Source organism: Bacteroides graminisolvens (genome assembly GCF_963666085.1).
Classification (GTDB): Bacteria; Bacteroidota; Bacteroidia; order Bacteroidales; family Bacteroidaceae; genus Bacteroides; species Bacteroides graminisolvens.
In genome coordinates this window covers 3,178,991-3,202,047 of sequence record NZ_OY762556.1, presented here as the reverse complement: position 1 = coordinate 3,202,047, position 23,057 = coordinate 3,178,991, and the positions used below count along the sequence as shown (strand labels likewise).

Sequence of the window (23,057 nt, the reverse complement as noted above, 5' to 3'; positions counted from 1 at the left end):
AAATCTAAATTGATGGGTGAATCATTGAATAACGCTGATAAAAATAACGTAGGGCTCTTTAAGCAAATAAAGACTTTCTTTGGTCAGCATAAATATATACCTGCTCTGGCGGTTGTTTACATTCTTTTTCATGCTTTTTTTGAGAATCTATTCACGGTAGTGCTCGTAAAACCTTTTTTAAGCTACTTGGAAACGTCTTTTTTGAATGATGTGATATTTGTTGCATTAACTGTTTTGGCTATTATATACATTAGAAAAGTTATTGATAATCATCCGCTATCTCTTTTTTATAAAAGAATTACTGATCTCTTTGTGTTCGTTATAATATTGATATGGTCTTATTATCGTTTTCATTCAGATGCTTGGATTTATACTCCATTCTATTTGTGTGATACATGTAAGTATATTGATTTTATACCGGTTTTGTCTCTGTCATACTTCATTAAAAAGAAAAGCTTACCACTAGAGAAAGAGAGCCCCCTACAAGTTGCCCAAAAAGGTTTTTGCTTCGATTCGCCTTTATCTAAGTCCGATCCAGATTTGCTTAATAGAGAAAATCTAGTTAGACAGGTCTGCGAAAGAATCCAAAATACAGCAAACATAGATGTTTCATTTGCAATTGGTGTGACATCCGAATGGGGAAACGGAAAAACTTCATTTCTTAATTTGATAGAGAGGCACCTTGATAAAAACAAAAGAGTCATTATTCATTATAATCCTTGGCTTAATAGTGATAGGAAATCAGCTACACTCTCTTTCTTCGATGAAATGAGCTCTGCATTGAAGGCTTACGATAGTAGCTTATCCAATGATATATTGAAGTACGCCAAGACGTTGATTGACAGCTCAGCCGGTAAGTATGCTAATCTACTAAATGCTTGTTTGAGTTTAGATGGTACTCCGACTTTGCGAGAGCGATTTGAGGAAATAAACAAAGCTATCAAACGCACGAGGCTACAAATTATAGTCTTTATTGACGATCTCGATAGGCTTTATGATTCAGAAATACTGGAAGTTCTTAGTTTGATAAGAAACAGTGCGAATTTTTTAAATACTATTTTTATTGTAGCTTATGATAGAAACTACTTAGTAGCTGCGCTTAAAAAAGTAAATGAGTACCATCCGCATGCGTATCTGGAAAAAATATTTCAATTGGAGCTTCCTTTGCCGCAATTTGAAAGATATCTTCTAGTTGAAATATTACAGAATAAACTAAATGCTTATTTTGATTATTTCACAAGTTGTAAGCATCATAACTACGAAGGCTATGAAAGAGATAAAGTAGAATTAAATCGTGCATTGTTAGATTCTAAATTATTCTATTTTGCCGGCATTGAAACCATTCGCGATATAAATAGATTAGTTAATTCATTTCTAATCTCTTATGACTTACTTAAAGGTGAGATCGTCTTATCTGATTTGCTAAATTTAGAACTCTTAAAAATAAAGTATCCTGGGGTATATACGTTGCTTGCTAAAAATAAAAATAAATATTTCCATACCCTTAACAATCAATTAGAATTAGAAAAAAATGAGTCTTCTAACAAAACAGAACTCGAGGTCTATCTTGAGAAACATTTTATTGAAGTGGGTTTAGTGGAAACTAAAATACGCGATGCTATATTATATGCTTCTTTCATTTTTCGAAAGGAGAAAAATAAGACGATTAAACTTGAATCTATTTGTAATCCTATTGGTGTAGATCGTTATTTTCATTATCAATTATTAAACTCTGATATATCAATAGTTGAATTTTCTGAATATCGAACGAAGTCAGACAAAGAATTTCAGGCGCAAATTGAAATATGGTTTGATGAAGGCAAGAATGGGCTCCATGATTTATTATACAGAATCGATTTTTATAATGGTGTCGAAGATTATGAGAAAATCATTCGCGCAATTTTTTATTATGGTTCGTTACAAATTGATAGAGAGAGTTATTTTTCAAATAATGACAGTATCTATTTGTTGAATAAGTTAACCAAGTCAACTTATTCAAACTACTATAAACGTAAAGATTTTGTGGAGTTTTTAAGGACTTTATTTAATGAACAAAAGTACCCTTATTTATTTGCTTCTTATTTTATTAATCGTATTTTAAATAATATATCGAAAGATGAAATATCTGATTTTCCTTTGTTGGAAAAAGAATTGCTCAAGCAAAATATTCAATATTTTAAGAGATATCATGATGAATGTACGAAGGTTGATAAAAAAATATTTTGGTTGTATAATAACTGTTACTATGAACGCTGGCAAAGTATGGGTGCCAATCCAAAGTCACGACTATTTAGTCCAATAGAGGAAGCTGATAGGTTATTTGTGGCATGCGCAGAGAAAGACCCTGCAAATTTTATGAGAATGATTTTTGTAATGGATAATATCGACCCTACTAGTAAGAAAAAATATAGTATTTCATCTTTGGTGAAACGGGGATTTGGGGGTTGGGATAAATTTGAAGCCTACTTAAGATTTTTAGACGAAAGTAAAGTAAAGGATATCCAATTATTTACAGACTTCTTTGTTAAACTGAAAAATAATAAATACAGCTATATTGAGTTTGATTTTGGAAAAAGTGTACCTTATGAATTCATTGGGGTCGAGTAAATTAATTATTTCACCAACCACATAAAAACTCCTCCCTGTTTGCTTATCCAATCATTAGCCAGGCAAACGGGGAGCAGTTAAAACATCACATACTCTTAATTATCAAGGAAGAAAATATTTATTCATCTCCTCTTCAACTTCTTATCCGTTATCTCCGCCACAAACTTATCAAAACGAGGTTTACCTATCTTAGCTAAAAGAGCATCTGCCAATAAGTAAACCTTGCTTTCTTTTGCTTTCGGATAGTGGTGATCCGGACAAGAATCATGCAGTTTGGCGTTTTTAATAGCTGTTTCAATAAGTGGCAAGTAGTTCAGATAATAATAACCGCCTTTCTCCAGTTTATGCAAAGATTGCTTGGTTTGGGTTGGGGTGGAGCAGCCTGTAGAGTCCAGATTGGCCAGCTTGTGATAAAGCAACCATACTTCAAAGCAAGGATTGCTGATAGTGATGTGGCAGTTCTTGCTGCTATTTGCAAAAGAAGCCAACTCTTCCAATTGCTCTCTGGGCCACTTGTCAACATCAACAACAAACCAAAGGGTATCGCCATCTGCTTCGGAAAACCCTACTTTCTCAATATATTGCTTGGCACGTTCCAGCACTTGTTTGGGGGCTGAATCGCGATGACCGATAGTGTGTTCAACAATATCAACCTTGATGCGATCAATGCCATCGAATGGGCGAAAATATTCAGGTTCTCTTTCGGTTCCTTCGCAGGCAATAACAAACAAACTGTAGTCTCTTGTCTTTGCTCCCGTTTCTTTCTTGTATCCTCTTACTTTAAACCCCATAATGCTTACCAATTTAAGTCGTCTAACTTCGCCAAAAACGGTATGGCACCGAAGCGACCGTTCAGGTAACCCTTTTCAATGTCAAGATCGGCACGGGGTTTAAACTCGTGAAGCGTATAGAGCTGGGTGCTTTGTTCTTCTTTGTTCTTCTGTGCAAACCAGATTTCATCGGCACGGAAAATGTTACAGTTAAGCAAACTCGATTCATGCGTGGTGAAGATAAGCTGCCCTTTTATGTTGCTGTTATCCATAATTTTATGAATGAGCTTATGCAAAATAGAAGGGTGAAGACTGCGGTCCAATTCGTCAATCACAAACGTACTTTTAGTTTCCAGCAAGCCGTAAATCATAGGTAAGAAAAAAGTCAACCTTTGTGTGCCGTCCGATTCATTTTCCATGCCAAAAATGTAATTACTGTTACCTACGGTATGCTTGCTTACAAGCGTCTTGGCAACGTACTTGTTCCCTTCTTTGAAAGCACCAAACATAGTTTCTTCTAGCATTCCATTTGCTTGCTCGTCAATGTCTAATATTTTTTTAATGTGTTCAATCTGTTGGCGATCCATTGAATATTGATTGAAGAGTTCATCCAAATCCCAACTTTTTAGATCGAGTGACTGAATGCCCAAATCGAAAGAATGGAAGAGTTCGTTGGAGAAAACTCTAAAATCTTCGTTTAGACTCAAAGCTGTAATCAATGCCGGACTTTTGGACTCAGGATATATGACGAATAAATCATTCTTAAACCACTCGAGCACGTCATTTATTTCGTCGTATTTCAGGGAGTCGTTTTTCGAAATAAACAATTCATTGGGTTTTAAGAGATTTTCCTCCATCAAACTGATCAGCATCTTGTTTTTATAAGTCTGCACAAACTTTGAATCGGGCTTTATAGAAGGAAGTCCTGTTTCGGCAGAGTGCACTCTCTCAAAAACAGCTTTCGGGTTACCGATACCTGTACGATAAAGCCACTCTTCAAGCACCATGTCATCATCGAATGCAATGCCGTAGGTGTATATTTTGTCATCAGCGGTTGAAAATTCAATTTCTAGCTGAATGGGTAATTTCTGATTCTCTTCCTGGAATTTGAATTTATATTTTGATACACTTGAGGCGACTTTGCCTGCGAGAACAAAATTCTTTAGTGATGCAAGAGCCTTAATCATGTTTGACTTTCCGGCACCGTTGGCTCCGTATATGGTAGATGCTTTAAGCACATGAATATCCTTCTTGATGGAATACACATGATCTTTGTGAGTTCGTAACGAGGTAGCTGCCAGCATATTGAACTCGGTTTCCTGATTGAATGATAGGAAATTGGTGATGTTAAACCTGATTAGCATAACTGTAAGCGGTTTGATTCTTAATTATTATGCAAATGAAACGAAAAAATCTCTTATTTAGTTCTACTTATGCCTTTTATTTTATTAAAACGTGTGATTTAAGAGATTTTTTCGTTCTAAATGCTCTGTTTCATCACCCTTCCTCTTTCACGGCTCCCCCAACGCCCCAACAATCAGCTTCACCTGGGCGGGCGTATATCGACGGGCATTGGCAGCCAGTCCCGCTTGTTGCAGGGCGGTGCCCAGTCCGGGAAACCGACCGATCCAATCGTTAAACGAGGCCAGCGCACTGCGCGGATGCAGGTGTGGCAGGTACAGAGCCGCCAGCTCGCCTTTGCCGTAGCTGCGGATAAGAAATGCGGGTTCTTCAGTAGTGGTTATCATCTTCTTTATTTTCTTGTAAATGTACAAAAAATACTCTATGAAAACAAACTAGCTGCCCACTTTTTCCATGCAAAAAGGCACTGTAAACGAAGATAACGGAAGATAACACACGGTAAATCAGGCTAACTCATGCTATCTCATACGGCACCAGCTCCATGCACTACCTTCGCCGATGTAGTATTAATCTTAAAACAAAAAATTATGTCAGTAAGTGTAGTGCGCTATCAGCGCAAAAAACGCATTGGCGATGCCAGCTCGCCAAACATCTATGTGTTGAAACAAAAGCCCGGCACATCCAAGGTTCACACCATCGAGATGATTGCCAGCGACATCGAAACCATCGGTTCGCTCTCGCAAGAAGACGTAACCCACGTGATGAAGGCCTTTGTGCGACGCATGAAGAAGGTGCTCGTGGAGGGCAACCGCGTGAAGGTGGACGGACTGGGCACGTTTTACATCACCCTGAAATGTCCCGGGGTGGAGACGGAGAAAGATTGCGTGGTGAAGAACATCGCCAAGGTGAACCTTCGCTTCATGGTCGACAACGGTTTGCGGTTGGCCAACAGCTCTACCGCTACCACCCGAAGCGGTGATAACAACATCGACTTTGTGATCGACTCCGGCGTGGCGGGTACCGGCAACACAGGCGGCACAACGCCAACAGATCCCACGAATCCCACGGATCCCACCAATCCGGGCGGTGATGAAGATGATCCAAACGGATAAGCTGAGTATTAACGTTAACAATGAACCATGATGAAGAAGATTGTAGAACAATTACTGGAGTGCCTTTTGGCACTCCTGCCGTTCTTCAAGAAGAAGAACGCCAAGGAAGTGAAGGAATTCAGTGACCTGATAACCGGTCAGTACGAGTTCCTGGTTACCCAGCTCGAAAAGGTGCTGAAAGATTACTTCGAGCTGAGCGCACGAGTCAAGGAGATGCACACCGAGATGTTTGGTTTGAAGGAACAACTGGCTCGTTCGCTGAGCGAGCAATGCACCGTTCGCGAATGTTTATCCAGACAGTAGGGGGTATGCGAGCCATCAACCTGATTGTGGTGCACTGCTCTGCCACGCGTGAGGATCGCGATTTTACGGAACAGGATCTGGATGCCGCTCACCGGGCACGTGGTTTTCAGGGTGCGGGTTACCATTTTTACATCCGCAAAGACGGTCGCATTGTGAACACGCGTGCGGTAGAGCTTCCCGGAGCACATGCCCGGGGGCATAACACGGCTAGCATTGGTGTTTGCTACGAAGGTGGACTAGATGCCCAGGGTTGTGCCAAAGACACGCGCACGGCTGCTCAGAAGGAGTCGCTTACGGCTCTGCTGCACGAGTTGCAGCGTGATTATCCGGGTAGTGTGGTGTGTGGTCATCGGGACTTGAGTCCGGACCTGAACGGTAACGGTCGCATTGATCCGCACGAGCGTTTGAAGGAGTGCCCTAGTTATTCAGTCAACGATGAACTGTAACAGTTGAGTTAATAACAAAAGCAGCGAAACTTGCCGGTTAAGGTGGTTTCGCTGCTTTTTTTGTTAGATAATTGAAGGCGACTTAGTAATCTATCAGATTAAAATACTATTTTTGTTATCTATAACTAAGAGGAAGCAAAATGAAATCGTTAGAAGTCAAGAAGTACAAGAATTTTGAGCACCTGACATTGAATGATTTGGCCAACATCAATTTGATTGTTGGAAAAAACAACGTGGGTAAATCTGCTCTGCTTGAGGCCGTATCTATATTTGCGTCAAACGGAGATTTGGAGCAAATAAAAGCTGTGTTGGCAAGTCGGGGAGAAGGTGTTGGCTCTTCGTCTTCGGTTGAGAAATTGGCTGAAAAAGAGATGGAACGATTTCTTTCTTTGTACCATCAATGGAATGTGCCGGATTTTTTAAATCATCCCATTGAAATATCTGCAAACGAGAAGTTATCCGGTCGTAAAACAAAATTTTCTATGCGCTTAGCCGGGTATATCAAGAGTCTAGAAACAGATTCGCAAGGTTTTGAAAGACCGTATAAATTGCTGGAAGATAATAATGAGGCGATGTTTGAAAATCCCGATATACACATTGGACTGTTGTTGAGCTATGACGAACGTAAAACGTTTTATATGTTTAACGGGGAACGCAAAAGAAATCCGGCTGAGGGATTGAACGCTTTTGAATACGTGCGCACGAATCAAATCATGGGAGATAAGAACCCCAAATTGTATGATAAGATAGCGCTAACTCCGAATGAAAAGTATATTATTAAGGCTCTCCAAATTATTGAACCGCAAATTGAAAACATCAATTTTTTGAAAGACGACAAGGCACCCGGCCAATCGGATGAACGTGTTCCGTTTGTAGTCCTTAAGAATGAGTCTAAACGATATCGGCTTAGCGCAATGGGTGATGGTATCAATAGAATTCTGACTATTATATTGGCCATGTTGAATTGCGAAAACGGAGTTTTATTGATTGACGAATTTGAGAATGGATTGCATTACTCTGTTCAGTATCAACTATGGAAGGTCATAAATGATCTTTCAACGAAACTAAATGTACAAGTGTTTGCAACGACTCACAGTATGGATACACTTAGAAGCCTGTCTGAATTGATCAATGACTATCCAATAGAAGAAATGCAAGACAAGGTAGCTTGTTATTACTTGCAAAGAACCCAAACAAATGAAATAAAAGGCTATCGTTACAGTGCCGATAATTTTGAGTTTTTGATCAATAAAGGGGAGGATATCAGATGAGTAAGGTTTGCATCTTTATTGAGAGTGATAAGGAAACTACAAATGAAGGGCATTTTGTTCGTCACATAGCTGAACTGATTTATGCTGGTGATTCAAAAGAAATAGAAATCGTTGGAACAGGTGGATATACAAACTTAGATCAGTTTGCTGTTCAGATGCAAAGAAATACAGATAATGGCATAAAGAATTTAGTGATTTTTGATGCTGACTTTCCCAAAGAGGGTGGATTTGAGAAGAGAAACCTCAAACTGTTGAATCTCAAAGAGAAAGAAAAGGTAGACTTTGAATTGTTTCTTTTCCCCAATAACCAAGATAACGGAACATTTGAGCATCTTTTAGAGCATCTTGCAACAGAAGAGCACAAAGGTTTGCTGGAATGTTTTGAGGGCTACGAGAGCTGCATAAGAGGCCGAAATAATCCTAAGTATGTATCTCCTAACCAGAAAGCTAAAATGTATGCTTATGTTAGTACACAAACAGATCCGAATGATATAAAAATGTTCAAAAAGGGCGATTGGCGTTTTAACCAAGCAGATTTGTGGAATTTAGAAGTTGACTACTTAACACCCTTGAAAGACTTTCTTTCTTCACATTTGAAGTAAGCATTACCACATACTATTCAATATAATAAAAGCAGCGAAACTGACCTATTAAGGTGGTTTCGCTGCTTTTTTTGTTAGTCGTTAATGCTAGGTGCTACAAATCATCTTCCAGCGCGGTGCTCTTGGCATAAGCGGTGCTTTTGGCTTCGAAGAAATCGGTCTTCACGGTGTTGGCATTTGAGTATTGCGCCACCCAGTGCATGCTTTCGGGCTCTTTCTGGTGCTCCTCATACAACACGCCAAAGCCGAGGCTCTTCCAGCGGAGGTTGCCCAGGTAATGAATGTAGTCGTTTATCATGGTGCGGTTTAGCCCCTGTATGTCGTCGCCAATAACGTACTGTCCCCATTCTATCTCCTGCCTTACGCCTTCGCGCATCATCTCTTCGTATAGCTTGATGCGTTGGGGGGTAAACAGTTCGGGCTCCTCTTTCTTAAGTTCCAGAATGATGTTGCGAAACAGCCACAGGTGAGTGTTTTCATCGCGGTTGATGTAACGGATCTCTTGTGCCGAGCCCGACATCTTTCCGTTGCGGCTCAGGTTGTAGAAAAACATAAACCCACTGTAGAAGTAGATGCCCTCAAGTATGAAGTTGGCAATGAGGGTTTTCATCAGCGTAAAGCCGTCCTGACTCTCCTGAAACTCATTGTAGCAGTTGCCCACAAAGGTGTTTCGTTTCAGCAGATGCTCATCTGTTTTCCATTGGTATAAGATGTCGTTGCGCTCTTCCGGACTACAGATAGAGTCGAGCATGTAGCTGTAACTCTGACTGTGCACACACTCCTGAAACGCCTGAATGTGCAGGCAGAGGTTTACCTCGTTGGCCGTAATGTACTCGCTGATGGCAGGCAGGTTGTTGCTTTGCAGGGAGTCCAGAAAGACGAGGAAGCTGAGGATTTTATCGTAGGCAGCTCGCTCTGCCTGAGCCAGGTTGGGGTAGTCTTTAGCGTCTTGGGTGAGGTTTATCTCTTCCGGTATCCAGAAGTTATTCATGGCTTGTCGGTACCAGTCGCTTACCCACTTGTAACGCATGTTGTTAAAGTCATTGAGGTTGGTGGTTTTTCCGCCTATGATTCTTCGGAGGCGTACCTCGGTATCGCCCGATGGGTTGAACAGGGCGTTCTTCTTTAATTTCTTTATATCCATAATTGTGGTTATTTTTATGTTATCGGGTTAAGAGGCACAGCTTTCGCACTCTTCTACTTCAAGTGATTTGCTGCGCACATAATACAAGGTTTTTACGTTGCACTCCCATGCCAGCAAGTACAAATCGAGCAATTGCCGCAAGGTGAATTGGTTGGTGATGTAGAGATTCATGCTTTGTGCCTGATCGATGTGCCGTTGGCGCACGCCGGCTGCACGTATGCTCCACGACTGCTCCATCTGGTAGGCGCTTTTGTATAGCCAATGGGTCTTGTCAGACAGGGCAGGGGCTACCCGGGGCAGCATGGCATCTTTCTTCTCTTCGAGGAAGAAGCGTTGCATAACGGGGTCTGTCCCGGCAGTGGTTCCGGCAATGATGCTGGTGCTGCTGGTGGGTGCAATGGCCAGCAGGTATGCGTTGCGCATGCCTTGTGCGGCTACTTTGCCTGCCAGCTCGTTCCACTGGGGTGAGTGGTAGTTGCGCTTGGTGAAATAAGCACCGGTTTGCCAGTCGCTTCCTTCAAAATGGGCGTACTTTCCTTTTTCTTTGGCGAGTTGTGTGCTTGCTGTTATGGCGGCGTAGTTGATGCGCTCGAAAACGGTATCGGCAAAGTGCAGGTGTTCCTCACTTTCCCAACGGATGCCACGAATGGCTAGTGCATGGTGGTAGCCGCTTACGCCCAGTCCGATGCTGCGGAATCGCTGATTGGTTATCTGAGCAAAGGGAACGGGGTAGAAGTTGAGGTCTATCACGTTGTCGAGTGCACGTACCACGGTGGCTATTTTGTCTTGCATTTGTTGTTCGTCTTCCAGAGGTAGGTGCCCTAGCGACAAGCTGGCGAGGTTGCAAACCACAAAGTCGCCCGGGCGTACTGTTTTTACCACCACGGTGTCGCCGTCTTCGGTACGTATTTCGGTGGAAATGCTTTCAATGGCCGACATGTTTTGTGCTATCTCCGTGCACAGGTTGGAGCAGTAAATAATGCCTTGGTGGTTGTTGGGGTTGGCCCTGTTCACCGTGTCGCGGTTGAAGGCAAAGGGTGCTCCCGTTTCAATAGACGATCGCAGGATCAGTCTCACAAGGTCTTTGATGACTATGGTACGTTTGCTCAGGCGCGGATCGTTTACGCAGTCGTGGTATTTGCGTTCCCACTCTTCACCGTAGGAGTCTTCCAGGCAATAGCCTTTGACACTCATTATTTCGTTGGGACAAAACAGGTGCCACGGCTGGTTCATGTCTTGGCGTACCATCTTCCAGAACAAGTCGGAGTAGCACACAGCAGGGAAAATGTCGTGCGCCTTCATGCGGTCGTCACCGTTGTTGGTGCGTAGTTGCAGGAACTCGGGCAGGTCTTTGTGCCACACATCCAGATACACGGCTACGGCTCCCTGACGTATGCCCAGCTGGTCAACCGCAACAGCCGTGTCATTCACCAGCTTAATCCAGCGGATTACACCGCCTGCTACGCCTTTAAACCCGCGTATGCTGCCGCCTGCTGCACGTACCTTGCCGAAGTAAAGTCCCATGCCTCCGCCAAACTTGCTCACCATGGCAAAGTTGTCTATGCTGCGGTAAATGCCCTCCAGACTGTCGGGCACGGTGTCTATGAAACAGCTCGATAGTTGGTGGTAGGGTTTGCGGGCATTGGCCAGGGTAGGGGTTGCCATGGTTACTTCCAGCCGGCTGAGTATGTCGTAAAATCGTTGCACCCACAGCAGTCGTTGGTTGGTTTCGGGCATGGCCAGATGAAGGGCGATGCCCAGATACATTTCTTGCACGGATTCCATCGGTTCGTGGTGGTGTGTGCGGATGAGGTAACGTTTCACCAACAGATCCAAGCCGGAGTAGTTGAACAGCTTGTCGCGCTCGATGCGCATAAAGGCAGCCGCTTCCTCTATTTCGGCAGGGCTATAAGACTCTAATATGTAGCTGCCATACAAGCCCTGATCAGTGAGGTAACGCAGCTTGTCGTAGAAACTGTGAATGCCCGCTAGCTCGGCTTGTATGTGCAGTTTCTTTGCTAAGCAGAAGTTTAACAGGCGGGCAGCTATAAACTCCCAGTCGGGAGCCTCTTGGGTGGTCAGTTCCACCGCTGCTTTGATGAGGGCGTTGAGCCGTTCATCGGCACTCATGTCGGGTTTGCAAAAGCCGGTGAACTTCTCGGCCAGCACGGTGAGGCAGTACTCCTTGGCGGTGAAGTCGGCCTGAATTTCTTTGAGCAGGTCGGCCAGCGTATCATCTGCCGTAGTGTCAACAATCTGTTGGAGGGCTTTGCGACGTTCGGTGCGCTGCCAGCGGTACAGGATGTAGCTTTTGGCTTCGGCATAGTAACCTTGCTCCATCAAGCAACGTTCCACCTCATCTTGAATGCGCTCCACATGGCGACTGTCTTCATTGTTCTCTAAAAAGAGTTCTACTTCTTTCACCAGACTATAAACAACATCATGTGTTGTGGCCTTGCCGGTGCTGGCAAAGCTTTTTTGTATGGCAACGGCTATTTTTTCTCTGTTATAGGATTCCGTTGTCCCATTTCTCTTAACTATTTGCATGAAATACGTTGAGATAAATTAGTGTATCTTTTCGTTCTGATTCCCTAACCCACGAGTGGAAACAGCCTTTAATGAATGGCAGGTCTTCTGACTTACTCCTCGTTTCCGACGCCTTCCCGTTCATCCGTTTCTAGGGTATGATACAGTGGCAATAGGTTTGTATCGGAAAGTTTACAGAGTTTCACAGCAGCGGGACTGTTCAGGATTTACACCCGATTCCCTTTTAATCCGAATAGCAGGAATGCTTATGCGGAACCAATTCGCGATAAAGATAAGCGTATTCTTATTTATCTCGATACAACTGAATGCATATTAATCTTTAAAGATTCTAAATAACTGTTTGACGGGTAGTGATGCTATGGTTAAATAGATATATATTTGTCATTCATCAGTGGTTGATGATAGTTAATCTTTTTAATTTAATAACAATGAAACAATTTACTTTACTAGCACTGCTAATCTTTACTTCTTTTGTGGCACCCTTTACTTCGCTGGCTTGTTCTGCCTTTTTGTTGAACGGCAAGGGTTACAGTGTGATTGGCTTTAATGAGAACTGGAAATCGATGCCGGGCATGGTGGTTATTAATGGCAGAGGGGTGCAAAAGACGGGCATGAGTTGGAAACAACTGGTTTCCGAAACACCAGTACCTGAACAACAAGCCAAGTGGACTTCACGCTACGGATCTGTGAGCTTCAATCTTTTAGGTGTAGATATGCCGTGTTACGGAATTAATGAAAAAGGATTGTTTATTGTAGAACTTTATCTGGCTAAAACGTACTCTATCGCTGATGAAAAAAAAGTTAACTTATTTTGGGGACACTGGATTCAGTACCAACTCGATAATTTTGCTACGGTAGGTGAAGTGGTGGCGCACCTGAATGAAGCGCCTGTTATCGACTGGTGGCCTGGGTTTCCGGGTAGTCATTTCTTTCTGAGTGATAAAAAGGGAAACACGGCTGCCGTTGAGCTGATAGACGGCAAGTACGTTATTTCAACAAGGAAAACAATGCCTGTACCTGTTTTATGCAACAAACCTTATCAACAAGAACTGAATACGCTCAATGCTTACAAGGCTTTTGGTGGCGAGCAGGAATTCGACATGACTAAGACTAAGCTTGAATGGTCGGAAAGATACACGAAGGCCGCTCACTACATGAAGTTTTACAATGCAAAGGCAGACGGTGATCCCATCATTTATGCGTGGAATGCGCTCAATAACATTGGTCGTGGCGAGTGGCAGTTGATTTATGATGTCCTTCACACCAACATTCAGTTTCGTACCGACGCAAGCAAGGATGTTAAGACAATTGATATGAAGGCCATTGATTTTTCTGCCAAGACTCCTTTGTTTCTGGATATAAACGCACCGCTCACTGGCGAGGTACTGAGTCAGTTTGCACCGCTCACTCTTTCGGTAAACAAGGAATATGTTACAAAAGGTTTCCCTATTGGCTATGAGAATGCTGAGTTTGCCAACGGAGAAGCTTTTGTAACGCTTCAGCAGAATATAGACCGTTATGTACGTTCAACGTATTTCAATACTCCACAGTAAGTTCTCTGTCTTCCGAATTGATTTTCGGAGTGGTGTAAGCCACTTACCAGGCGAATGCTTGTGTGGTAGTATCCTTTATTTTTTAATGGTCTCAAAAATCGTCTTCATCCAGGGTTGTTCTTTGGGTTGATAGGATAGTTCCTTTTTCAGTTCCTCTACCTTGGTTATGCGGTGAGCGGAGAGCGGGTGTGTGCTCAGTATCTGGGGCATGAAACCCGACGATTCCTTCTGCAAATGCAGCAAGAGCTTGGTCATGCCGTTGGGGTCAATGTGGTTGGCAATGAGCAGTTCCACAGCACCACGGTCGGCCTCGGTTTCAAACTCGCGTGAGTAGGTGAGGCTGCTTAGTGTGTGCACGTTCTGGCTGATGACGCCCATGATGCCGTTCACATCACTCAGCACGGCGGAGAGGAAGAGGTAGCCCGACAAGTCGCGCGCCAGCATCTTCATGGAGTGGCGGTGGTTTACGTGCATGGCTTCGTGTGCCAATACACCGGCCAGTTCCTCGTAGCTGTCCATGGCATCAAGCAATCCGGAGTACACCACAATTTCACCGTTGGGCAGTGCGTAGGCATTCACCACACTGGAGTTGACCAAGGTAAAGCGCAGCGGACGGCTGTTGCCGAAATTCATCAGTGCGGCAAACTGCTGTAGCTGTACGGTCTTTACGCTGTCAACCTCTTCCGGACTGATGTACTTCATGATGTACATGTCGCCCAGGCGGTTGTCATAGCTTTCGGGTAGCATGTTCACGGTTTTCTCGGCCATCCACGGCAGTACAAAAATATTGCACACGATAATCAGGGCAATGATTCCCACTGCAATGAGGCAGTGTATCTTCCAACCCAGATCGATAAGGCGGTGGTAGATGTCACTGTGTCCGTAGCGCCGGCGTAAACGCTTCAGCTCCTTCACAAAAGCGGTGTCACGTAGCTGTAAAATCTCCATGATGGAATTCTGGCAGTGCAGCTCGGTCATGTTGCCCACGGTGTGGTAGGTAACCAGTGCTATGCGCCATTCTTTCTTACCCGTGTGGGTGGTAAACTGCAACGAGGCATCTGCTTCGTTGAGCATCACGGTTACCGGATGCGCAACGGAAGAGATGCCGTCGAAGTATGTTGCTGTGGTTTCAATCATCAGAATACAAAGTCAATGTCGAGCATATCCGAAAGATCCTCACCCGTTGCATCGGTGTAAGCATCTTCCGTTTGCTGAAGCTCTGATAAGTCAATCTCACCCTCCAATTCAATGTGTTGAACGAGGTAATTCATGGTGCGGGTTACCACAAAGGCATAACCCAGCCCGAGCGTAAAGATGAGAATGAACAGGTTAACGATGAAAAGTCCCCAGAAACCACCACCCGTTGCGGTAGATTTCATGCGTACCTCTTTATCGTCTTTGTACAGCACCAAGTTGTCCACATAGTAGGCGAAAAGTTTATTCAACCACCAGGGAATGTAAATGCCCAGTGTGATAATAGAAAGAAAGTATCCTATAATATTGAGCAACAAATAATCAAGGCCTTCGCCTTTGTATAAAAAGCGGGCATTACCCATGCGTACATTTTCCAATACGTATTTGCGCATGTTCATCTCCATCCAGGCACCGTAAATACCAAATGTGATGAGGGTAAGGAATAACCATTTCGCCATGTTGAGAATCAATTCTGTTTTCTGCCCGCGATAACCGAAGCGGATGCCCCTCCATGAGGTGCGCGACATGCGGTAGCGGTAAGAACCGTGTATGGCCAGCGGTATCAGTGCGATGAGTCCCGCATAGAGGTACACAACTGCCCAGATGGGCATCTCGGCTGCTGCCAGGGCAAAGAATCCGCCGTAAATGATGGCAAAAATCAAAATAGCTTTGATGAATCCTTTGAACATTTCCTTACCGGTGCCGTGAAACGTGAAGCGATCGCCTTCCAGTTCGGTGGCACCATACAGGTATTGTAGTTGCCGTGCTTTGGCCCAAGGGTAATACAGGCCGAGTGTGATAACTGTGAGGAGCCAGTTGACAATGACGATACTGAAATATTCTCCTCCTTTTCCATGAAAATTTAGTGAGTAGTTAGTAACAGATGGTTGTGTGTTCTCTGCAATAGTAGTGTTTTCTTCCATAAAAATGATTTTAATAGTTTTTGCAAATATGGCAAAAATATTTAATTACGAACCAGGAATCGTTTGTTTTTTTTGTAAAATGTTGCCGTTTGCACCGCAAACATTGAGTACAACGCACCATTCTTTGCGTCTTCTTAGCTGAAACATTAATTATCTAAACAATAACGAAATGGCGAACCTAAGAAGGCTCTTGTTGGGCGCATGCGTGTTTTTACTTTGTGCATGCGGCAAAACAACTGTAAACATTATCACTCCTCCCGATGCATCGGTGCGTGCGCAGTTTGGCGCGGAACAGCTCAAAACTACGCTCGAAGAAGCCGGATACAACGTCCGGATGCACACAGCCGCATCTGCCGGAAAGGTAAAGGGAAAAACTATTTTTATTCATCAAAAGAATGATGAGGCAAACCTGAAGAAAGAAGGTTTCAGTATAAAAACAACCGGCGAACTCACCGAGCTGACCGGCTTTGATGGCAACGGGGTTATTTATGCCTGCCGCGAGCTGATTGACCATGTAAACGGCAACAAAAATCTCGATTTCCCCAAACAGGTAACCGATGCTCCCGAAATGGTGTTGCGCGGTGCATGTGTGGGCTTGCAGAAAACGACTTACCTGCCGGGACACGGTGTGTACGAGTATCCGTATACGCCCGAGAACTTCCCTTGGTTTTATGACAAAGAGCAGTGGATTAAGTACCTCGACATGTTGGTGGAAAACCGCATGAATACGCTATACTTGTGGAACGGTCACCCGTTTGCTTCGCTGGTGAAGCTCAAGGAATATCCGTTTGCACTGGAGGTCGATGAGGCTACCTTCAAAAAGAACGAAGAGATCTTCTCGTTCCTGACCAAGGAGGCCGACAAGCGCGGTATCTTTGTGATTCAGATGTTCTACAATATTATCCTGTCGAAACCGTTTGCCGATCATTACGGACTGAAAACGCAGGATCGTAACCGTCCCATCACGCCGCTCATCAGTGACTACACCCGTAAGTCGGTTGCGGCATTCATCGAGAAGTACCCCAACGTGGGCTTGTTGGTGTGTCTGGGCGAAGCCATGGATACGTATGAAGATGATGTGGAGTGGTTTACCAAAACCATTATTCCGGGTGTGAAAGACGGACTCAAAGCATTGGGCCGTACCGATGAACCTCCTGTATTGTTGCGTGCACATGACACCGACTGCAAACGGGTGATGGATGCGGCATTGCCTCTGTATAAGAACTTGTACACCATGCACAAGTACAACGGTGAGTCGCTCACTACATACGAGCCTCGCGGACCTTGGTCTCAAATTCACAAGGATCTCAGCTCGCTGGGTAGTATTCACATCAGTAACGTGCACATCTTAGCCAATCTGGAGCCGTTCCGTTGGGGATCGCCCGACTTTACGCAGAAGGCTGTGCAGGCCATGCACGATGTGCACGGTGCCAACGCACTTCACCTCTATCCGCAGGCTTCTTACTGGGACTGGCCTTACACGGCCGATAAGCTGAAAGACGGTAAGCGTCAGTATCAGCTGGATCGTGACTGGATTTGGTATAAGGTGTGGGGTCGCTACGCGTGGAACTGCCGCCGTGACCGTGTCGATGAGGTTGATTACTGGAAGAAGGAACTGGGTGAGTATTACGGTGCTGATAGCAATACAGCAGCTAACATATTGGAGGCTTACGAGCAGTCGGGTGAAATTGCACCGAAGTTGCTTCGCCGTTTCGGTATCACCGAGGGTAACCGCCAGACACTGTTGCTGGGTATGTTCATGAGTCAGCTGGTGAATCCGTATAAATACACCATCTATCCGGGCTTCTACGAGAGCTGCGGTCCCGAAGGTGAGAAGCTTATTGAATTTGTTGAGAAGGAATGGAAGAAGCAACCACACGTGGGTGAACTTCCGCTGGATATAGTGGCACAGGTTATTGAGCATGGCGACAAGGCCATTGCGGCTATTGATCGTGCTGCAGCAAGCATCGGTAAGAACAAGGATGAGTTCGACCGCCTGCGCAACGACATGCATTGCTACCGTGAGTTTGCCTATGCTTTCAACCTCAAGGTGAAGGCTGCCAAACTGGTACTCGATTATCAGTGGGGTAAGGACATGGCCAACCTCGATGCTGCCGTGCCGTTGATGGAACAGAGCTTGGAGCATTACCGCAAGCTGGTGAGTCTGACCAAGGATGCTTATTATTATGCCAACAGCATGCAAACGGCTCAACGTCGCATCCCCATTGGTGGCGACGATGGCAAAAACAAAACTTGGGAAGAGTTGTTGGTACATTATGAAAAGGAATTGACTAACTTTAAAGCCAATTTGGCAATGTTGAAAGACAGGGCCAACGGCAAGGGGGTAGCTACAGTAAAAACCATTCAGGCACTGCCTGCTGCCAATGTGAAGTTGGCCGGTACTGCTTCGTTGGTGAAACTCGACAAGGGTGTTCGTCTGTTTAGCAACGTTCCCGGTGCTGTAGAGGACTTGGCTCCTGAGTTGGTGGGCTTGCAGGCTTTCACGTTCAACGGCGACAAGCAGCGTGAGGTAGGTACAACCATCGAGTTCGAGGCGAAAGAGCCGGTGAAGCTGTTGGTGGGTTACTTCCGTGATGACCAGAAGAAGTATGCCAAAGCGCCGAAGTTGGAAACGGATGCGGCTGCTAACGAATACGGTCAGGCCGAAGCGAAGCTAACCAATGCCATCCGCATTGACGGTATGCCTCTGGCCGATGTGCATGCGTATCATTTCCCTGCCGGCAAACACAAGTTGTTGCTGCCCAAAGGGTACTTGATGGTGTTCGGTTTCACCAGTGCCGATATAACGCCGCGCAATGCTGCGCTGGCCGGTGCGGAGGAAACAATGGACTGGTTGTTCTATTAGGATATGATGTTTTTATAACTAAATAGAGAGGAATAGAGGGTGTGCCTGGTTAGTAAAGCAGGTGCACCTTCGTTACAATAAATAGTAGGTTTATGAAGAAATTTGGTTGGTTGCTTTTCTGCTCTTTCTTTGCCTTGGCGCTCCATGCTCAACGGGAGGTGCCGCAGAAAAAGATGCAGGAGATTTACGAACAGGTGCGCACGCCGTTTAAGTACGGACTGGTACTGGCACCGCAGACGAACAATTACAAGATGGACTGTCCCACGGTATTCCGCCACGGCAACAAATGGTACATGACGTTTGTGATCTACAACGGTCGTACCGGTAAGGACGGACGTGGATACGAGACTTGGCTGGCCGAGAGTGATAATCTGCTGAACTGGGATATCAAAGGGAAACTGCTGTCTTTTCGTGACGGTATGTGGGATGCCAACCAGCGGGGTGGCTTTCCGGCGTTGCCCGATACGGAGTGGGGCGGAAGCTATGCGTTGCAGCCTTACAAGGGTAACTACTGGATGACGTACATCGGGGGTGCCAATGCGGGCTACGAAACGGGACCGCTTTACATCGGTTTGTCGTGGACGAAAGAGAAGAACCTGGGCAAGGCGGTGGAGTGGACTGCTGCCGATAAACCGCTGCTTTCTGTGGAGGACAAGGATGCGCAATGGTTTGAGAACCTAACGCAATACAAGAGTACCATTTACTGGGACAAGCAGAAAACGCTGGGTTATCCGTTTGTGATGTTCTACAACGCCGGTGGCCGTCATCCTGAAACGAACCTGAAAGGGGAAAGGGTGGGCATTGCGCTTTCTAAAGACATGAAGAAGTGGAAACGTTACGAGGGCAATCCGGTATTTGCACACGAATCGCAGGGTACCATCACGGGCGATGCGCACATTCAGAAGATGGGTGATGTGTACGTGATGTTTTACTTCTCGGCCTTTGAACCTTCACGCAAGTACAAGGCGTTCAATACGTTTGCGTGCAGTTACGACTTGGTGCACTGGACCGACTGGCAGGGGGAGGATCTGATCATTCCTTCTAAAAACTATGATAATTTGTTTGCGCACAAGAGTTATGTGATTTACCACGAAGGGGTGGTGTATCATTTTTATTGTGCGGTGAACAAGGATGATCAGCGTGGCATTGCGGTGGCTACGAGCAAACCGCTGGGGCGCTCTGAGGTGCGTTTTCCACAACCGGAAGTCAAAGGGCGTCGTGAACTGGTGGATTTGAATGCGGGCTGGCAAACGGCTTTGTTGCCTGAGGCAAAGGGTGCAAATGTGGCTGCTCAGCAGGAAGTGAATACGGCTGCTCTGTCGTGGAAAACGGTGAACGTACCTCACAACTGGGATGATTACTACGGCTATCGTCAGCTTACTCACGGTAACTTGCACGGTACGGCTCTTTATACGAAAACATTTACGGCTCCGCAACCCAAAGCGGGCAAGCGTTATTTCCTTCGTTTCGAAGGGGTGGGCACGTATGCTGCCATTACGCTCAACGGCAAGGATTATGGTCGCCATCCGGTGGGGCGCACAACGCTTACGCTCGATGTGACCGATGCCTTGAAGCCGGGTGCTGAGAATCAGTTGGTGGTGCGTGCAGAGCATCCCGATATGATTGCCGACATGCCTTGGGTGTGCGGTGGCTGTTCGTCGGAATGGGGCTTTAGCGAAGGCTCTCAGCCGTTGGGTATTTTCCGTCCGGTAGTGCTCGAGGTAACCGACGAGGTACGCATTGAACCGTTTGGTGTGCACATCTGGAATGACGACAAGGCGCAGACGGTGTTCGTGGAAACGGAAGTGCGCAACTACACCAACCAGTCGCAGAGCATCCAGGTGGTGAACAAGCTCAGCAATGCCGATGGTCTTCAGACGTTCCGCTTGGCACAGGATGTGGTGTTGGCTCCGGGTGAAACCAAGGTGATTAAGCAATCGGCTCAGGTAGAGAATCCTGCTCTGTGGAGCGTGGAGAATCCGTATTTATATAGTCTGGCTTCCCTGATTAAACGGGGCACAGCTACTACGGATGAGGTGACTACGCCTTTTGGTATTCGTACCATCAGCTGGCCGGTGAAACGTAACGACGGTGACGGCCGTTTCTATCTGAACAACAAACCGGTGTTCCTGAATGGGGTATGCGAGTACGAGCACCAGTTTGGGCAGAGTCATGCTTTCAGCAAGGAGCAGGTGGCTGCCCGTGTGAAGCAGATGAAGGCTGCGGGCTTCAATGCTTTCCGTGATGCGCACCAGCCTCATAACCTCGACTATCAGAGGTATTGGGATGAAGAAGGTGTTTTGTTCTGGACTCAACTGTCGGCCCACGTGTGGTATGACACGCCGGAGTTCCGCGAGAACTTTAAGAAATTGCTTCGCCAGTGGGTGAAGGAGCGCAGAAACTCTCCGTCGGTTGTGATGTGGGGACTGCAAAACGAGAGTGTGCTGCCCAAGGATTTTGCCGAGGAGTGCAGCAACATCATACGCGAAATGGATCCTACTGCCCGCAACATGCGTGTAATTACGACGTGCAACGGGGGTAGCGGTACCGACTGGGATGTGGTGCAGAACTGGAGCGGCACCTATGGCGGAAAGCCGGAGAATTATAACCGCGAACTGGCGCAGAAGGATCAGTTGCTGAACGGTGAGTACGGGGCGTGGAGAAGCATTGACTTGCACACGGAGCCGGGTGCGTTTCAGCAAGACGGCGTGTGGAGTGAAGACCGCATGTGTCAGCTCATGGAGATGAAAATCCGTAAGGCGGAACAGGCTAAGGATAGTGTGTGCGGACAGTTTCAGTGGATTTACAGCAGTCACGATAACCCGGGACGCCGTCAGCCCGATGAGGCTTACCGCAAGGTCGACAAGGTGGGACCGTTTAACTACAAGGGGTTAGTCACTCCGTGGGAGGAACCGCTGGATGTGTATTACATGTATCGTGCCAACTATGTGCCTGCTGCGAAAGATCCGATGGTGTATCTGGTGTCGCACACGTGGCCCAACCGTTTTGCACAGACGGGTCGCAGACGTACTACCATTGAGGTGTATAGCAATTGTGACTCGGTGTTGTTGTACAACGATGCGGGCAATCAGGCTTTCCTGGGTCGTAAGAAGAACAACGGGGTGGGAACGCATTTTATGTGGGAACACCGTGATATTCGCTACAACGTGCTTCGTGCCGTGGGTTACTTCCAAGGAAAGGCAGTAGCCGAAGATTTGATTGTGCTCAACGGACTGGAGAAAGCTCCCGGTTTTGATGCGTTGTACCAGGATAATGAGAAGTATGGTGCACTGCTCAAGGGTGCTCAGGGATATGAGTATCTGTATCGTGTGAATTGCGGTGGCGACGAATACAAAGATGAATACGGTCAGCTGTGGATGCCGGACAACAGCAGTGTGTCGCGTAGCTGGGCTGCCGATTTTGAGGGGCTGGATCCTTACCTGGCTAGTCAGCGGAAAACAAACGATCCTATTAAGGGAGTGCGTGACTGGTCGCTGTTGCAGCATTTCCGTTTCGGAAGGCACAAGCTGGCGTATCAATTCCCCTTGCCCAACGGTAAGTACCGTGTGGAGCTCTATTTTGTAGAGCCTTGGCATGGAACGGGTGGCAGTGAGAAAACGGATTGCGAGGGACTGCGCATCTTTGATGTGGCGGTGAACGGCCATACGATGATTGATGATTTGGATATCTGGGCGGAAGCCGGACACGATGCTGCTTTGAAAAGGGTAGTGGAAGCGGAGGTGAAGGATGGCAAACTGGTCATTGACTTTCCCGAAGTGAAAGCCGGACAGGCGGTGATCTCTGCCATTGCTGTTGCCCGCATGGGTGCCGGTGAAGCTGTACCAGCACAGGTGAGTGCTACGCTGCTCGAGAACAGTCGTCAGGCTGCTACGTGGAGCTGGGCTGCTGCCGATGCGGATACATTGGTCAAAACACCCAAAGAGATGTTACCCGAAGACCTGAATGTGCGTGCTACGGCTACTTACGAAGCTGAATCGGCCAAATGCAAAGGGGCTTTCACGAAGGTGGAGCACCGCAAGCAAACAGGCATTCGTTTCAACAAGGCTAAGGCGGGTAGTATTGAGTGGAATGTGTCTACCGGACTGGCGCAGGTGTACGCGCTTCGTTTCAAGTATATGAATACCAGCGGGAAACCGAAAACTGTGCGTTTACAGTTTGTAGCGGCCAACGGTACGGTGCTGAAGGATGATGAGATTTCATTCTCCGAAGCACCCGAGAAATGGAGGCTGATGAGCACCACAACGGGTACGTTCATCAACGCAGGGCATTATAGGGTGATCCTTTCTTCGCCTGATATGAACGGGTTGTGGCTGGATGCGCTCGATGTGCAATAAGG

At 46.0% G+C, this 23,057-nt stretch carries 16 protein-coding genes and 1 riboswitch; of the genes, 9 read left to right on the top strand and 7 right to left on the bottom strand.

What is annotated here, in order from left to right; translation table 11 throughout:
- Positions 1-12: 12 nt before the first annotated feature.
- Positions 13-2,607, top strand: a complete 2,595-nt coding sequence (locus ACKPCE_RS13515; protein ID WP_319505568.1) for a KAP family P-loop NTPase fold protein — start codon at positions 13-15, stop codon at positions 2,605-2,607.
- A 122-nt stretch (positions 2,608-2,729) separates the two neighbouring features.
- On the opposite strand, the gene ACKPCE_RS13510 is transcribed toward ACKPCE_RS13515, so the two are convergent.
- From ACKPCE_RS13510 to ACKPCE_RS13500, 3 genes are all read right to left on the bottom strand, one after another.
- Entirely contained in the window at positions 2,730-3,398 is a 669-nt protein-coding gene (locus ACKPCE_RS13510) for an RloB family protein (RefSeq protein ID WP_276994283.1), read from the bottom strand.
- A 5-nt stretch (positions 3,399-3,403) separates the two neighbouring features.
- A complete protein-coding gene (locus ACKPCE_RS13505) occupies positions 3,404-4,741 on the bottom strand; it encodes an AAA family ATPase (RefSeq protein ID WP_319505567.1) in 1,338 nt (445 codons plus the stop codon).
- A 147-nt stretch (positions 4,742-4,888) separates the two neighbouring features.
- Positions 4,889-5,125: a DUF4248 domain-containing protein gene (locus tag ACKPCE_RS13500; RefSeq protein WP_034782579.1), complete on the bottom strand. Its 237-nt coding sequence runs from the start codon at positions 5,123-5,125 to the stop codon at positions 4,889-4,891.
- A gap of 198 nt (positions 5,126-5,323) precedes the next feature.
- Here ACKPCE_RS13500 and ACKPCE_RS13495 point away from each other — a divergent pair, with 198 nt between their 5' ends.
- The 5 genes from ACKPCE_RS13495 (at position 5,324) to ACKPCE_RS13475 (ending at position 8,473) form a co-directional block, all read left to right on the top strand.
- The gene (locus ACKPCE_RS13495; protein WP_276994295.1) at positions 5,324-5,851 is read left to right on the top strand and encodes an HU family DNA-binding protein; all 528 of its coding nucleotides are present in this window, start codon (positions 5,324-5,326) and stop codon (positions 5,849-5,851) included.
- Between the two features lie 30 nt (positions 5,852-5,881).
- Complete coding sequence (locus ACKPCE_RS13490; protein WP_034782576.1) at positions 5,882-6,154, top strand: hypothetical protein; 273 nt, start codon at positions 5,882-5,884, stop codon at positions 6,152-6,154.
- Positions 6,155-6,159: 5 nt separating this feature from the next.
- A complete protein-coding gene (locus tag ACKPCE_RS13485) occupies positions 6,160-6,600 on the top strand; it encodes an N-acetylmuramoyl-L-alanine amidase (protein WP_319505978.1) in 441 nt (146 codons plus the stop codon).
- 140 nt (positions 6,601-6,740) lie between these two features.
- Positions 6,741-7,871: an AAA family ATPase gene (locus tag ACKPCE_RS13480; protein ID WP_319505566.1), complete on the top strand. Its 1,131-nt coding sequence runs from the start codon at positions 6,741-6,743 to the stop codon at positions 7,869-7,871.
- Positions 7,868-8,473: a DUF3226 domain-containing protein gene (locus tag ACKPCE_RS13475; protein ID WP_319505565.1), complete on the top strand. Its 606-nt coding sequence runs from the start codon at positions 7,868-7,870 to the stop codon at positions 8,471-8,473. The genes ACKPCE_RS13480 and ACKPCE_RS13475 overlap by 4 nt, the downstream gene beginning before the upstream one ends.
- A 94-nt stretch (positions 8,474-8,567) precedes the next feature.
- Here the strand turns inward: ACKPCE_RS13475 and ACKPCE_RS13470 are convergent, their stop codons facing one another.
- Both ACKPCE_RS13470 and ACKPCE_RS13465 read right to left on the bottom strand, forming a co-directional pair.
- On the bottom strand, positions 8,568-9,617 hold the full coding sequence (locus tag ACKPCE_RS13470; RefSeq protein ID WP_319505564.1) for a ribonucleotide-diphosphate reductase subunit beta: 1,050 nt from the start codon (positions 9,615-9,617) through the stop codon (positions 8,568-8,570).
- 27 nt (positions 9,618-9,644) lie between these two features.
- Positions 9,645-12,164: a ribonucleoside-diphosphate reductase subunit alpha gene (locus ACKPCE_RS13465; protein WP_319505563.1), complete on the bottom strand. Its 2,520-nt coding sequence runs from the start codon at positions 12,162-12,164 to the stop codon at positions 9,645-9,647.
- 60 nt (positions 12,165-12,224) lie between these two features.
- Positions 12,225-12,439, bottom strand: a riboswitch (cobalamin riboswitch).
- A 153-nt stretch (positions 12,440-12,592) separates the two neighbouring features.
- On the opposite strand from ACKPCE_RS13465, the gene ACKPCE_RS13460 reads away from it, so the two are divergent.
- Positions 12,593-13,717, top strand: coding sequence for a linear amide C-N hydrolase (locus ACKPCE_RS13460; RefSeq protein ID WP_319505562.1), 1,125 nt, complete (start codon positions 12,593-12,595; stop codon positions 13,715-13,717).
- Positions 13,718-13,792: 75 nt separating this feature from the next.
- On the opposite strand, the gene ACKPCE_RS13455 is transcribed toward ACKPCE_RS13460, so the two are convergent.
- Together ACKPCE_RS13455 and ACKPCE_RS13450 are read right to left on the bottom strand one after the other, a co-directional pair.
- The gene (locus ACKPCE_RS13455) at positions 13,793-14,854 is read right to left on the bottom strand and encodes a M48 family metallopeptidase (protein ID WP_319505561.1); all 1,062 of its coding nucleotides are present in this window, start codon (positions 14,852-14,854) and stop codon (positions 13,793-13,795) included.
- On the bottom strand, positions 14,854-15,834 hold the full coding sequence (locus ACKPCE_RS13450; protein WP_276962347.1) for a YjgN family protein: 981 nt from the start codon (positions 15,832-15,834) through the stop codon (positions 14,854-14,856). Before ACKPCE_RS13450 ends, ACKPCE_RS13455 begins: the two co-directional genes overlap by 1 nt.
- Before the next feature lie 169 nt (positions 15,835-16,003).
- Here ACKPCE_RS13450 and ACKPCE_RS13445 point away from each other — a divergent pair, with 169 nt between their 5' ends.
- Positions 16,004-18,700 carry an alpha-d-galacturonidase gene (locus tag ACKPCE_RS13445; protein ID WP_319505560.1) on the top strand — a complete coding sequence of 899 codons (2,697 nt, stop codon included), beginning with the start codon at positions 16,004-16,006 and terminating at the stop codon, positions 18,698-18,700.
- Between the two features lie 92 nt (positions 18,701-18,792).
- Positions 18,793-23,055, top strand: a complete 4,263-nt coding sequence (locus tag ACKPCE_RS13440; protein ID WP_319505559.1) for a beta-d-glucuronidase/beta-L-arabinofuranosidase — start codon at positions 18,793-18,795, stop codon at positions 23,053-23,055.
- The last annotated feature ends 2 nt before the right edge of the window (positions 23,056-23,057 follow it).